A 13,990-nucleotide genomic window follows, 5' to 3' on the forward strand; every position below is an offset into this window, starting at 1 on the left:
GGGGCTGAGCGACGGGGTGTTCCGGGACGGACCCCCTGCCGCGGCGCCCGGACGGACAGAACGACACGGGGAGTGCCGCAAGTGGCCACAGCGGAGCCGACGCGAGCCGACGACGCCGATCCGGAGCCCGGCACCGGAGGCGGCACCCGCACCGGGGCACGAATACAGCTGCCCGCCCAGCGCGGAGCCCGCCCCGTGACACCCGAACGGCCCCCTCGGTGGACGCGAATCCTGCGTCACCCCGTGACCATCACGACCGTCACCGCGGCCGTCCTGCACGTCCTGTGGTTCTTCACCTTCGCCAACAGCGGCGGTGACCTCGCCGCGCAGGACGCCTGGGCCGAGTTCGTCGGACGGCACCCCGACTCCGCGTACAACCTCGCCTGGTACGGCGGGATGCACCCGGTGTCGTACAGCGTCGTCTCGCCGTACCTGATGTCGGTGCTCGGCGTCCGGACCACGATGATGATCGCCGGGACGTTGTCCGCCGCGCTCCTCACGATGATCCTGATCCGCAGCCGCGCGGTGAAGCAGCCCCTGTGGCCCGCGTTCGCGGGTGTCTTCGCGCTGTTCTGCAACGCGGTGTCGGGCCGCGTGACGTACGGACTCGGCCAGATGTTCGCGCTGATGGCCGTCGCGGCCGTCTTCTGCTGGCCCTACCGCTGGCGCTACAAGCGGTGGGCGAAGGCGCTGGTCGCCGCGCCGTTCGCCGCGCTCGCGACCATGGGCAGCCCGGTGGCCGGTCTCTTCGTGGGCCTGGTCGCCGTCGCGCTGTTCCTCAGCAAGCGCTACCCCGGCGCGTACGCCCTCGGGCTCGCGCCCGCCGCCGTCGTGGGGCTCTCCGCGTGGCTCTTCCCGTTCTCCGGCACGCAGCCGATGTCGTTCGGGTCCGCGTCGCTGCCCCTGATCTGCTCGGGCCTCGTCTTCTTCCTCGTACCGAAGCAGTGGAAGACCGTGCGGATCACCACCGCCGTGTACGCGGCGTTCGTGCTCGGCGTCTGGCTGATCAGCTCGCAGATCGGCTCCAACATCTCCCGCCTCGCGATGTCCTTCGGGGGCGTCGCGTTCCTTGCCGCGCTGCCGTTCACGGTGAAGAAGTCCCGCAAGTGGTACACGATCGTCATGGCGTTCGTCGCCTTCACCGGCTGGGTCGGGTTCAAGGCGGTCGACGACATCGTGCACACGACGCCCCAGGCCTCGTGGACGCGTGAGCTCGCGCCGCTCGTCAACGAACTGCAGGAGGTCGGCGCCGAGAAGGGCCGCGTCGAGGTCGTGCCCGCGCGCAGCCACCGCGAGGCGTCCGCGCTCTCGCCGTACGTGAACCTCGCCCGCGGCTGGAACCGGCAGGCGGACATGGAACGCAACCCCCTCTTCTACGACGACACCCTCAACTCCGCGAACTACCACGAGTGGCTCCAGCGCTGGTCCGTGCATTACGTCGTGCTGCCCAAGGGCGAGCCCGACGGTGACGGCGGCAAGCGCGAGGCCGCGCTGGTCGAGAGGGGCCTGCCGTATCTGAAGCAGGTGTGGGTGGACTCCAACTGGCAGCTGTACGAGGTCACCGACCCGACCCCGCTCGCCGACCCGCCCGCGGTGGTCGACCGCGCCGAGGCGGGCGGCATGACGATCGAGGTGAAGGAGGCGGGCCGCGTCCTGATCCGCGTCCCGTACTCGCCGTGGCTCAGCCTCGTCGACGCCGACGGCAAGGGCGTCGAGGGGCCGAAGGAGACCGAGGAGTCCAAGCGGCTGCGGGAGACCGACGAGGACCGCCCCAAGCAGTTCGACAACCTCAACGGCTGCCTGATGGAGGCCGAGGAGGACGCCGAGGGCGACAAGTGGACCGAACTCCTCGCCCCCGGCCCCGGTGTCTACCGCCTCGGCGCCCCCTACCAGCTGCCGCGCGGCACGGCCTGCCCGGAGGAGCTGCGCGAGAGCGTCCGCTAGGGGCTCACTCGGCTCACTCGCCCACCGGGAACGCCACGTCGCACACCTGGTCCTCCGGCCCGGCGGAGTCCCAGTCCACGAAGTAGATCTCGCGGCACGCTCCGGCGACCGTCAGGCCTTCGCGGGCCACCCACGCCTCCACCGCCTCGAACGCGCCGAGGATCTGCGGGTAGGCGACCTGGGCCTTGGTGATGCGGGTGTAGGCGATCCGGTGGGCGGGTTCCACGCGGACCCCCGTGCCCCGCTGCCGGCCCGCCTTCTGGGCCCACGCCCGCGCCGCCGCCGCGTCCCTGACCGGCACGCAGGCCTCCGCGGGGCCGTCGCTGTCCTGGGTGACCTCGGCGTGGTAGACGACGAACGCCGAGCCCGCCACGCCCCCGCACTCGCTCTCGGCCGCCTCTTCCAGACGTCGCGTCGACGCGTCGATCCAGCCGGGCAGCTCCTCGGCGAGCAGGTGCCTGCTCTCGCACAGGACGTACTGCTCCGGCACGTCGACGGTCTTGACCTCGAAATCTTTCCCGTACATCTCAAAGCCTCTTCCAGACAGTCGTCCACGGAGGTATCCCACGAGCGTGCGCTGCTCCGCGTGCCGCTCCTCGACGCCCGCCCAGTACGCGGCGACCGCCTGCCCCGCCCCGTCGCCGTCGAGCCGTACCGTCGCGGTGATCTCCGCGAGCGGCATGCCGAGGCGGCGCAGCAGGACGACGGTGCGGGCGCGTTCCACCTGCGCCGCGCGGTAGTGGCGGTAGCCGGTGGAAGCGTCGACGTACGCGGGGGTCAGCAGCCCGAGGCGGTCGTACAGGCGCAGCGCCTTCGGTGAGAGCCGTGCGCGGGCGGCGAACTCACCGATGGTGAGCAGCGGTTCGCCGCTTGTCCGGTCGTCCCGCGGTGCGTGTGCGTCGTCCATGGGGGAATCCTCCGTCACCGGACCTCGTGGCCCGGCACGCGGACGATGGGCTCTGCCCCAGGGGGAAGGTCAACGTCGGCCGTAGTACGCCTGGGCCTCAAGCCACCGGCGGTGCCTGCCGCGCCGGACCCCGACGATGATCGCGATGCCGGAGCCCGCGAGGAGGCCGAGGAGCGGCACGAGGACGGTCACGACGATGCCGCCGACGAACGACGCGAAGTCGGCGTCGTCGCCGGGGGCGAAGGTGAGGGCGCCGCGCGGGTCGTCGCACGTCACGCGGTAGTCCGCGTCCGTGTCGGCCTTGAGGACGAACACCCGCTCCCACTCGACGCTGCCCTTGGTGACGGTGAAGGTGCTCCCGGGTGTGGTGACGCGCGGCGCGGAGCCCGAGGGAGCGGTGACGATCTCGCAGTGCGCGCGGGCGACGAAGGGGCTGCGTACGTAGATGGCGGCGTCGGCGCCGGGGCCGATCCGCAAGGTGACGGACTGCCCGCTCGTGAACGCCTTGTCGTCCTCGACGGAGTCCACCGTCGAGGTCGACGTCAGCAGGAAACTGGCGATGCCGACGCCCACACAGACCACCGCGACCACCGCGGCCACGACGAACCACACCCAGCGGGGCCGCAGTTGCCCCGCGTCGATACGGGGCGGCGTCCCGGGAGGCGGCCCATAGGGATACATATCGGCACGATGACAGCCCGCCGGGGGGTTGGGGAAGGGTGCTGTCCCCCGGGTTGAACTATGGCCGGCCGCCGTCACCGGCGGCGGACTTCACGTAGCCCTGCCAGATCCGCACCGGGAAGACGTTCCCGTGCCGTGAACTCGCGCCGCCCACACCCGACATGGGCAGCAGCTGCGGTTTGCCCGGAGTGGTCCGGAACATCGTCACGGCCGTCGACAACTCCTTCGTGGTGGCGGTGAACCAGGCCGACCGGAGGCGGTCCTGGTCGCCGGTGCGGCCCGCGACGACCGGGCGGCCGACGGAGGACGCGCCGACGCCCCGCATGGCGTCGGCGGCCTCGTCGGCCACGTCGGGGTCCAGCGCGCGCCGCACGCCGGGCCTTTCGAGTCCGTCGACGGTCTCGTCGGCCACGTCGGGGTCCAGCGCGCGCCGCACGCCGGGCCTTTCGAGTCCGTCGACGGTCTCGTCGTTCTTGACGACCTTGGTCACCGAGTACGGGTCATGCCGCAGGCCGCGGTTGACGAAGGTGCCGTAGGCGTTGGCCATGCGGATCGCACTGGGGGTCGACGTACCGATGGGGAAGGTCCGCTCCAGGCGCGCCATGCTGCCTTCGAGCAGCCCGGACGCGACGGCGGTGCGCCGCACCCGCTCCCATCCGACGTCCTTGCCGAGGCGTACGTAGGTGGCGTTGCCGCCCTTCGCCAGGGCCTGGCCGAGGGTGGGGCGGCTGCTGTCCGGCCGGGCGGTGTCGATGCTGGCCGCGTGGGTGGGCGCGGTGGCTTCCCGCAGGACGCCGCTGTCGTCGTAGGAGCTGCGGGCCGAGACGTCCTGCCACGGCGTACCGCGTCCGCCCGAGCTCCCTTTCGCCTTCCCGCTCGACATGCCGACCCCGTGTTCAAGGGCCGAGGCGAGCACGAAGGGCTTGAAGGCGGAGCCGACGGGGACGCCGGAGGTGTCGGCGTTGTTGGTGAAGTGCTTGGTGGCATCGGACCCTCCGTACAAGGCGACGATGGCGCCGTCGGACGGACGCACGGAGGCGGCGCCCACCTGCACGCCCTTGTCGGCGGCGCGCTTCTTCGGGTCGATGTCGCGGTCGAGCACACGCTCGACAGCGCCCTTCAGCCGCCGCACCTTGGTCCGGTCGAAAGTGGTGTGGATCTTGTAGCCGCCGCGCGCGAGGTCTCTGTCGGTGAGGGAGGTGTGCTGCTTGATGTACTGGTTCGCGACGTCGACGAGATAGCCGGTCTGCCCGCCGAGACTGGTGGTCCGGGACTCCTTGTGGGGTTCGGGGTAGGTGGTGAACTTCCCTCGCACCTCGGCCTTCATGAGCCCGGCCCTGACCTGCCGGTCGAGAATCCACTTCCAACGGGCCTCGGAGCGGCGGTGGTTGACCGCGCTGACGGAGGGGTCGTACTGCTCGGCGCCCTTCAGCAGGGCGGCGAGAGCGGCTCCCTGGCTGGGGTCCAACTGGCGGGCGGGGATGCCGTAGTAGGCGTGAGCGGCGGCCTCGATCCCATATGCGCCACGCCCGAACCAACTGGTGTTGAGATACCCCTGGAGGATCTCCCGCTTGCTCTTCTTCCGGTCCACCTTCAGGGCGATGACGAACTCCTTGACCTTCCGCGTCATCGTCTGGTCCTGGGAGAGGTAGGTGTTCTTCACGTACTGCTGGGTGATGGTGGAGCCGCCTTGGGTCTCCTGGCCGCGGACCATGTTGACGGCGGCGCGGGCCACGCCCTTCGGCGATACGCCGGAGTCGCTGTAGAAGGTGTCGTTCTCGGCGGCGATGACGGCGTTCTCGACGGCGTCGGGGATCTCCGAGAGCCGCACGTTCTGCCGGTTCACCTCACCGGTGCTGACCATCTGGGTGCCGTCGGCCCAGTAGTAGACGTTGGCCTCGCGCCGGGCGGCCGCGTTCTCGTCGGGGATGTCGACCCAGGCGTACACGAAGGCGAAGAGGCAGGTGAGGACGGTCACAAGGAACGTGAGGGAGCCCAGGCACTGCCGCCAGGAGGGAAGCCACCGCCGGATGCCGCGTCTGCCGTGGCGGGGGTAGTCGACGATGCGGCGGCTCGGCTTGCGGGCGCGGGGGTTCTTGGGCTTGCGGGCCGGCTTCCCCTGAGTGTGTGTCCCCATGGTGGGGGAGAGGGGGATGGCGCGGGTGAGGGTTGGCCGGGAACGTATTAGGGGGTCGTAACAGCTCTGGGGTCAGCTCAGCTCTGGGGTCGTCACAGCGCTGTCGGCTCCCGTGCCTGCCCCCGGCAGGGCCGGCCGCGGCGGCTCCCCTGGGCCGCGGCCGGCCCGCCTCGACCATGGCGCCCGGCGACGCGGGAGTGTGCCGGCCTCCATGGGAGTTCGACGGCTGTGTCGGTGTGTCGGCTGTGTCGGCTGCGTCATGGCGTAGACACCACCATGACGGCCTGTAGCCACCGCTTCTCTCTCCCCGTGTTCCCTGGGCGCGGCGATCGACACAGATTGAATGTGCGAAGATCCCGGGCCCAGCGGCGTACCGACCGCGGCCGTGCCGCCGGGGGCGGATGGGAAGCAGGATGGGAAGCGGGCATTGCGGACGCGGGCAGCGCTCCCGCCTGCGAGGCTGTGCTGTGTGACGTATGCGGTGAGTGTGGACGCCCGGATAGCTGCCGGTGCCTCGGAGATGGATGAGCTGCAGCGGATCGGAGCCGGCGCTCTCCTTGAGGACGGCTTCGAGTCCGTGGAGGAGATCGCGGGCCCCGACGGGATGGAGGTCAAGCTCCGCGACACATTTGTGGGTGTGTACCCCGGCGGGGCACTCCTGAAGGTCTTTGTGGACGCCCCGGCGCTGGAGTTCGCCGAGGAGGCCGTCCGCGAACTCGTGGAGGAGCTGCTGGAGCGTACGGGGCTGCTCGCGGAGTGGACCGTCGAGCGCTGCCAGGTGGAACTTCACCCGGACCTGGCGAAGGAGAGCCTGGACGCGGCCGACGGCCCGGACGCTCCGCCGAACGACGTCGAGTCCCGCCGCGCGCGCCTGATGGGACCGGCGGGGGCAACGGTCCCCCTCCATGCTGACGGGACGACGGTCGAGACCGGTGCGATCCGCTCCAAGATCCGCAACATGGCCCCGACGCTGGCGGCGTTCGGGATGGGCGTGTTCGGCGTACCCGACGAGGTCGGCGGCGCGGGCGAGGGAGCGTCGGAGAACACTCCGGGCATCTCGACCGAGGACGCCGAGCTGGCTGCGGGAGCCCTGATCTGGGGCATGGACGTCCTCCTGGACGAACTGTTCCAGGACGCCCACGCGCTGGACCGGGAGGAGACCAACGTCGCCGAGTACGACGGCCCCATGTGGCTCCTGGACGAGCTGCCGGCGCGCTACGCCCTGCGGTACGACGCGAGTTTCGCCCGGCGCTTCCTGGTGACGGCGATCGCCCTGACGACACGGCTCACCGACGGAAGCTTCCGCCAACTGAGCTGCGTCGCGGAGGAGTTGGCGCTCAGGCTGCTGCTGCGCGAGGCGGAGGTCACGCTGGGCACCTTCGGCCTCCTGGACGAGGGGGTCTCGTCGGCGCTCGAGTGCTTCGCCGATCTCGTCTACGAGGACATGGACCACGAGTGGCTCTACGACGACGCGATGGACGGCATCGACGAGAGCGAGGCGAGCGAGGCCGCGGGCATCGCCAGCTGGTTCACCCCCTTCAACGCGACCCGATACGTACACCCGTACGCGGCGGACGAGCCCGAAGGCGGGACGAGCGAGGACGGCGGTTCTTCCGTGTAGCCGTGGTCCCGCGGCGACCCGGGCGCGCCGTGCGAGGGCTCGGAGAAATCGGACGACGCCAGAAGGGGCCCACCTCCAAGATCTAGAGGTGGGCCCCTTCCGCACTGGTGCCCCCGGCAGGATTCGAACCTGCGACACCCGCTTTAGGAGAGCGGTGCTCTATCCCCTGAGCTACGAAGGCCGGCGACCGCCACGGATGGCGGTTCCAGACAGGGTAGCGGATGGGGGTGGGGCGGCGGTGCGTGGCCGGGGGGTGGGGCTTCTCAGGGGGCCGGGGTCCAGTTGCCCAGCCAGTCGCCGATCTCCTGGCCCGCGGCCTGCGCGTCCGTCAGGTGGGGGCGGTCCGCGCTCGCCGGTCCTGAGCCCGCGCCCCTGTTCTTGTACTCGGCGAAGCGGTCGTCCTTCCACGGGAAGCCGCCCATGTCCGTCCACGGTGTGGTCCTGATCGCCGCGCTGAGGGAGGAGTCGCGGACCGTCGTCTGGGGGTCCAGGCTCGCGTCGCCGCCCGCGTGCCAGTTGCGGCCCAGGTGGAAGCTGCGCGCGGACACGTCGCCGTTGACGGTGCTGTTGGTGATCAGGAAGCCCTTGCGGTCGGGCGCGGTCGAGGGGGCCGTGACGTAGCCCTGTGAGGTGCCGTCCCAGCGCTTCTTGAGGGTGATCACCGAGCGGTCCACCACGGCCGTCGCCCGGCCGAAGATGAAGTCGGTGTTGCCCACGATGTAGGAGTTCCTGATGTACGCCCGGCCGAGCTTGGCCTTGGACGCGGTGTCCAGGAGGAGCGTGTCCTGATCGCCCTCGACGATCACGCTGTCGAGGAACGCCTTGTCGGCGGCCGTGCGCAGCGCCACCGCCTGGTGGCCGGACATGTCCTGGTGCGTCTTCTCGTTGAAGTCGTTGGAGATCGTCAGGTTCCGGGCCTGGAAGTCGTCCGCCTCCGCGGCGACCGTGGCGCTGCCCGAGGTGCCGTAGTTTCCGGAACCGTCCGGCTTGGGCGTGCCCGCCGCGTTGTCGTACACGATGACCGTGTCCTTGCGGCTGCCGCCCGTGCCCTGGAGGGTGACGTGCGGCTTGTTGGCCGGGATCTTGACCGTCTCGCGGTACGTGCCCGGCTTGATGGAGACCGTGACCCGCGACGGGTTGTTCGCGGGTACGGCGTCGACCGCGGCCTGAACCGTCTTGTACCGGCCGCTGCCGTCCTTCGCCACGGTGAGGACACCGGCAGCGGAAGCAGCGGAAGCAGCGGATGTCGCGGAACCAGCCTTCGGCGTTGCGGCGCCGATCTTCGCTCGCGGTCCCGTCCCCGCCTTCACCTTCGCCGGGACAGCCGCCGCCTTGTCGAGCGTGTAGCCGTAGAAGCGCTTCGGGTCGAACGCCGTGCCGCCGCTCTCGTTGCGTCCGCTCGTCCTGACGAAGATGTTGCCGCGCTGCACGACCGAGGCCGAACTGTCCCTGATCACCGGGTTGTTCAGGCCCTCGAAGTAGCTGTTCTCCAGGACCATCTTCGTGTTGCCGCGTGAGTAGTTCCCGTAGGACGAGGTGATGTCCGTATCCGAGACGTCCTGGAGGTAGTTGTTGTAGAGGTGCGCGTGGGCCACGTTGTCGGTGGACGGGTTGCGCTGTTCGGTCTCGCGGAACCAGTTGTGGTGGATCGTGATGTCGGCCGTGGTGTTCTCGGTCCAGCCGATGCCGAAGGTCTTGTTGTTGTCGCTCAGCTTGTTCCAGGACACCGTCAGGTAGGTGGTGTCCTTGCGGCTGTCGATCAGACCGTCCGCCATGTGCCGCAGGTCGTTGTGGTCGATCCAGACATGGTGCGCGCCGTCCATCTGCACGGCGTCGAAGTCGTGCTCCTTGTCGTTCCACGTGCCCGCGTACGAGTCCCGGATCGTGAGGTTCCGGATGATCACGTTGTGCACGCCCTGGCCCAGGAAGAAGCCACCCCCGACGATCTGCCCCGAGGTTCCGGAGCCCACGATCGTCTTGTCGGACGCGACCTTGATCTCCTTGCCCTTGGGGTTCATCGTGATCGTCGCGGCGACCACGATGACGTACGGATCGGAGGCCGTCGCGTACTTCTCCAGGTCCGCGAGGGTCTTGACGGTGACCGTCTTTCCGTCGCGTCCGCCGTACGTCCCGTTCTGGCCGAGCGCGTTGACCGAGGCGAAACCGTCGGCGACATCGGCGGCCAAGGCCCCGGACGTCGGGGCGGAACCCGTCGCGGCGGCCGCCGAGGCCCGTGGCTCCGCGTCCTCGCCGAAGACCCCGAAGGCCGTGCCGTACGTCAGTCCCGCCGCGGCGGCCAAGGCCACCGGGATGCCGACCGTCAGGTTCAGCCGGCGTCTGCGGTGGCGCGCCTTGCGCCGATTCTCGTGTTCCTGTTCCTGCCTGACCGCTCTCATTGCCTCATCCGCCCTGGGAAAAGTGAGTGTTGCGTTGCGCAGGCCAGTCGCCACCGGCGGGCGGATTGGTTGCCGGAGCCGGCCGTCGGGTCAGGTCAGGCGGGGCCGGCGGCCCGGTCCCGCTCCGCAAGGTCCTCGTCGATCGCCGTCCGCAGGTCCGCGAGCAGCGTCTCGAACCGCGCCAGGATCTCGGGCGGGTACTGGGCCATCGTCGCGTCCATCCGGACCGCGAGCGGCGTGAAGAACTCGTCGGCGTGTTCCCGGATGCCCGGGCGGCTGTGCAGCGTGACGACGCGGCGGTCGGTGTGCTCGCGTGTGCGGGTGATGTGGCCCGCGCCCTCGAGGCGGTTCAGGAGAGCGGTGGTGGCGCCCGAGGAGAGCAGGATGCGTTCGCTCAAGCGGGCCGGGGAGAGCGGGGTGCCGCGGTCCTCGGCGGTGACGATCTCCAGGAGGGCGTCGGCGTCCGTGGAGTGCAGGCCGAGCCAGACGGCGAAGCGGCGGCTGAGCTCGTTGTAGCGCTCGCCGTACCCCCTGAGCCCGTCCATCAGGCGCTCGCGCTGCGCCGTCACCTCGTCGAGGCGCTCGCGCTCCGCCGTCACCTCGTCGGGTGTCGGTTCCTCCGTCGCCACCGCGCCCGCCCTCTCTGACCCTGCCTGCTGCCCGTACTCGTGCTTTGACAACTTACCGGCCTCAAATTACCTTCATGGTGGAATTACTTCACCATGGAGGTATCGATCGAGATGCGTGACCCCTCGTCCCGTGACCTGTCGTCCCGTGATCCGTCGGCCCCCGCCGGGACCCCCGCCCACCGATGGCTCGGCCTCATCGCCATCGCCCTCGGCGTCGCCCTGATCGTGGTCGACACCACGATCGTCAACGTGATCGTCCCCTCGGTCATCGAGGACCTGGACACAGGCTCCGCCCAGACGCAGTGGATCCAGGAGTCGTACGCGATCGTCTTCGCGGCGCTGCTCCTGCTGACCGGGCGCCTCGCGGACATCTTCGGCGCCCGGCGGATCTTCGTCGCGGGCGTCGTGGTCTTCGGCGCGACCAGCGTGCTGGCCGGGCTCGCGCCCGGCAGCGGGCTGCTGATCCTGGCCCGGTTCCTGCAGGGCGCGGGCGCCGCGATGATCCTGCCGACCTCGCTCTCCCTGCTGAACGCGACCTTCACCGGCAAGGCGCGCGGGCAGGCCTTCGCCATCTGGGGCTCGACCATCGGCGCGGCCGCCGCCCTTGGCCCGCTGCTCGGCGGCTGGCTCGCCGAACACCTCTCGTGGCGTTGGGCGTTCGGCATCAACGTGCCGCTGTCCGTCCTCGTCGCCGCCGGTGTGCTGCTCTGCATGGCTCCCTCGCCGCGGACCAAGGGCCGGGTCGACGTGTCCGGTGCGGTGCTCTCCGCGGTCGGGCTCGGACTGCTCGCCTTCGGTCTTGTCGAAGGGCGTACGTACGGCTGGATCGTCAGCATCGAGCCGCTGGAGGTACTGGGGATCAGCTGGGGCAGCGGCCCCTCACCCGTACTCGTCGCCCTCGTGCTCTCCGCCGTCACGCTGTTCGCGTTCGTCCGGCGGCAGGTCATGCTCAGCCGGGGCGGTGACACGGCGCGGGTCCTGATGGACGTACGGCTGTTCTCGATCGCTTCTTTCCGCAACGGCAACATCGCGACCCTGATCATCGGCCTCGGCGAGTTCGGCATCGTCGCGGTGCTCCCGCTCTGGCTCCAGTTCACCCTCGGCTACAGCGCCCTGGAGGCCGGGCTCGCGCTCGTGCCCATCGCCATCGGCAGCTTCGTGGCGACCGGTGTCAGCTTTCCGCTGGCCTCCAAGGTCGCGGCGCTCGGGCAGGTGCGCATCGGGCTCGCGCTCGAGGTCGTCGGGCTCGCGGGGGTCGGGTTCATCGCCGCCCCGGACAGTTCGTGGTGGGCCGTCGCGCTGATGCTCTTCGTCTACGGGATCGGCGTCGGGTTCGCCACCGCCCAGGTCACGCATGTGGTCCTCGCCGAGGTGCCGCACGAGAGCGCGGGGCAGGGCTCCGGCATTCAGAGCGCCTTCCGCCAGCTCGGTTCCGCGCTCGGGATCGCCGCCCTGACCACGGTCTTCTTCACCACTCTCAGCACCAATCTGCGTGACCGGCTGGGCGAAGCCGGGGTGCCGGGTGGACAGGCGGACCAGTTCACCGGCGCCGTCACCGACAGCGCGGGCGCCGCCATCGGGCCCCTCGCGGACCGCCCGGAGACGGCGTCCGTCGCCGACGCGGCGCGCTCGGCGATGACCGACGGGATCGCCGTCGGCGGCTACGTCGCCGCGGGGTTCGTCGTCCTCGGGCTCATCGCCACCCTCCTCATCCCGGCCGCCACCGCCAGGGACGAGGGAGCCGCCGAGGATCACGACGATGTGGTCACCCCGGTGTAGACGTGCAGACGCAGGGCCAGCTGGATCTCCAGGGCGCGCTCCGGGGACTGCCAGTCGGCGCCGAGCAAGTGGCCGATCCGGTCCAGGCGTTGGACCACGGTGTTCACATGCACATGGAGGGAGTCCTTCGCCTTGGACTGGCTCATGCCGCAGGCGAAATAGGCCCGCAGCGTGTGGATCAGCTCGGTGCCGCGTCTGGTGTCGTAGTCCAGGACCGGGCCCAGCGTGCGGCGTACGTACGAGTCGAGATTCGTGTCGTCACCGAGGAGTACGCCGAGGAAGCCGAGGTCGGGGAGGGCGGCGCCCTGCCCCGCGTGGCCGAGCGCACGCAGGGCGGAGAGGCAGCGCAACGCCTCCGCGTGGGCCAGGGAGAGGGCCTCGGGGCCGATCGCGGGGCCCGCGGCGCCGACGGTGACCGGCGCTCCGGCTGCCTGGCTGAGCTCGGCGGCGAGCGCGCGGGCCCGGGAGCCCGTGTCGTCGGCCGGGATCACCAGGGCCACGTGGTCGTGGTGCGGGCCGGACAGGCCGTGGTGGGTGCGGGCGGCGCGCGCGGCCGATGAGAGCAGGAGTTGGCGTGCCGCCGTGTCGCTGTGGGCGACGAACACCGAGTGGGGCAGGGCCAGATCGACGTCCAGACGGCGGGCACGCGAGGTGAGGCGGCCCGGCGTGCCGGAGAGCGAGAGCAGGTCCCCGAGGAGCTCGCCGCGTACGCGGTCCTCGGCCTCGGCGGCCGAGCGGCGAAGCAGCAGGAGCAGCGCGGTGACGACCCCGGCCCGCTCGAAGAGGCGGCGGTCGGCCTCGCTGAGGTCGGCGCGGCCGGTGAGGGCGATGCTGCCGAGGAGCTCCGGGCCCGCGAGGACCGCGCACACCCAGGTCCCGTCGAGGGGGACGGCCCGGCCACTGGCGCGCGAGGCGGCGACGGCCTTGGCCGGGGGCCTGCGGGGTTCGGCGCCCTCGTCACCCACCCGGGCGAGTTCCGTGCCGTCCGCGTCATGGATGAGGGTGCCGCCGCTCAGCAGCGCGCCGATGGCGGTGGCGACCTCGGTGAAGTCGCCGCCGCGCAGCACGAGATCGGTCAGGCGGTCGTGGGCGTCCTCGGCCCGGCGCAGCGCCTCGCTGTGCGCGCGGATGGTCTGCGACGCCGCGTTCAGGTCGACGAGCGCGGCCCGGGTCTCCTCCATGCGGCGCGCGCTGTCGATGGCGATGGCCGCGTGGTCGGCGAGCGAGGAGAGCAGGGCGCCCTCGTCCGGCGTGAAGGCGCGGGCGGTGCGGTCGGCGGCGTAGAGGACCCCGATGATGTGGGTGCCCTGCCGCAGCGGTACGCCGAGGATGGCGTGCAGGCCCTCTTCCAGTACGGCGCTGTCGATGGGGGCGGTGTGCTGGAAACGGGGGTCGACCTCGTAGTCCCCGGTGGCGTACGGGCGGGCGGTCTGGGCGACGAGGCCGCCGAGCCCCTCGCCCATGCCCAGGCGCAGGTTCTGGAAGGCGGCGGAGACCGATCCGTCCGTCACCCGCATGTAAGTGTCGCCCGCCTCCGGGTCGTTGAGCGAGAGGTACGCGACGTCCGTACGGAGAAGCAGCTTGGCCCGGTGCACGATGGCGCGGAGCACCGCGTCCAGGTCGCGAAGGGCCGCGAGGTCGCCCGCCGTGTCGAACAGCGCGGTCAACTCGGCCTCCCTGCGCTGGTGCTGGTTGAGGGTGCGCCGTACGCGCAGGGCGGTCTGCGTGGCCTCGTCGACCGCCGCGAGCTGGGCGGCGCCCGCCCCGGCGGCGCGGGCCGCCGCGGCGGGACGGGCGAACTGCTCGGCCGGCGCGTCCTGGGCGAGCAGGTCGAGCAGTTCGCGCAGGGCGGTGCACACCTGCTCCCGGTGGGCGGCGTCTGGGGAACTGGTCATA

At 70.9% G+C, this 13,990-nt stretch carries 9 protein-coding genes and 1 tRNA gene; 3 read left to right on the forward strand and 7 right to left on the reverse strand.

The window, feature by feature from the left end; all coding sequences use genetic code 11:
- The first annotated feature begins 81 nt into the window (after positions 1-81).
- A complete protein-coding gene (locus AB0I94_RS10780; RefSeq protein ID WP_363309144.1) occupies positions 82-1,944 on the forward strand; it encodes an MFS transporter in 1,863 nt (620 codons plus the stop codon).
- 13 nt (positions 1,945-1,957) lie between these two features.
- Here AB0I94_RS10780 and AB0I94_RS10785 read toward each other — a convergent pair whose 3' ends face one another.
- The 3 genes from AB0I94_RS10785 to AB0I94_RS10795 form a co-directional block, all read right to left on the reverse strand.
- The gene (locus tag AB0I94_RS10785; RefSeq protein WP_363309145.1) at positions 1,958-2,851 is read right to left on the reverse strand and encodes a MerR family transcriptional regulator; all 894 of its coding nucleotides are present in this window, start codon (positions 2,849-2,851) and stop codon (positions 1,958-1,960) included.
- A 69-nt stretch (positions 2,852-2,920) separates the two neighbouring features.
- Positions 2,921-3,532 carry a serine/arginine repetitive matrix protein 2 gene (locus tag AB0I94_RS10790; protein WP_363309146.1) on the reverse strand — a complete coding sequence of 204 codons (612 nt, stop codon included), beginning with the start codon at positions 3,530-3,532 and terminating at the stop codon, positions 2,921-2,923.
- Positions 3,533-3,590: 58 nt separating this feature from the next.
- Positions 3,591-5,669: a transglycosylase domain-containing protein gene (locus tag AB0I94_RS10795; RefSeq protein WP_363309147.1), complete on the reverse strand. Its 2,079-nt coding sequence runs from the start codon at positions 5,667-5,669 to the stop codon at positions 3,591-3,593.
- 520 nt (positions 5,670-6,189) lie between these two features.
- Here AB0I94_RS10795 and AB0I94_RS10800 point away from each other — a divergent pair.
- A complete protein-coding gene (locus tag AB0I94_RS10800; RefSeq protein WP_363309148.1) occupies positions 6,190-7,290 on the forward strand; it encodes a hypothetical protein in 1,101 nt (366 codons plus the stop codon).
- Positions 7,291-7,395: 105 nt separating this feature from the next.
- Here AB0I94_RS10800 and AB0I94_RS10805 read toward each other — a convergent pair.
- The 3 genes from AB0I94_RS10805 to AB0I94_RS10815 all read right to left on the reverse strand — a co-directional run bounded on the left by AB0I94_RS10805 (position 7,396) and on the right by AB0I94_RS10815 (position 10,231).
- A tRNA-Arg gene (locus AB0I94_RS10805) sits at positions 7,396-7,471 on the reverse strand.
- Between the two features lie 82 nt (positions 7,472-7,553).
- On the reverse strand, positions 7,554-9,686 hold the full coding sequence (locus tag AB0I94_RS10810) for a pectinesterase family protein (protein WP_363309149.1): 2,133 nt from the start codon (positions 9,684-9,686) through the stop codon (positions 7,554-7,556).
- Positions 9,687-9,781: 95 nt separating this feature from the next.
- Positions 9,782-10,231 (reverse strand): MarR family transcriptional regulator, encoded by a 450-nt coding sequence (locus AB0I94_RS10815; protein ID WP_363309319.1) that lies wholly within the window; start codon positions 10,229-10,231, stop codon positions 9,782-9,784.
- 177 nt (positions 10,232-10,408) lie between these two features.
- On the opposite strand from AB0I94_RS10815, the gene AB0I94_RS10820 reads away from it, so the two are divergent.
- Positions 10,409-12,094, forward strand: a complete 1,686-nt coding sequence (locus AB0I94_RS10820) for a DHA2 family efflux MFS transporter permease subunit (protein WP_363309150.1) — start codon at positions 10,409-10,411, stop codon at positions 12,092-12,094.
- Here the strand turns inward: AB0I94_RS10820 and AB0I94_RS10825 are convergent.
- Positions 12,067-13,989, reverse strand: coding sequence for a GAF domain-containing protein (locus AB0I94_RS10825; RefSeq protein ID WP_363309151.1), 1,923 nt, complete (start codon positions 13,987-13,989; stop codon positions 12,067-12,069). The genes AB0I94_RS10820 and AB0I94_RS10825 overlap by 28 nt on opposite strands.
- Position 13,990 lies beyond the last annotated feature (1 nt).

This window comes from Streptomyces sp. NPDC050147, assembly GCF_040660195.1.
Lineage (GTDB): Bacteria > Actinomycetota > Actinomycetes > Streptomycetales > Streptomycetaceae > Streptomyces.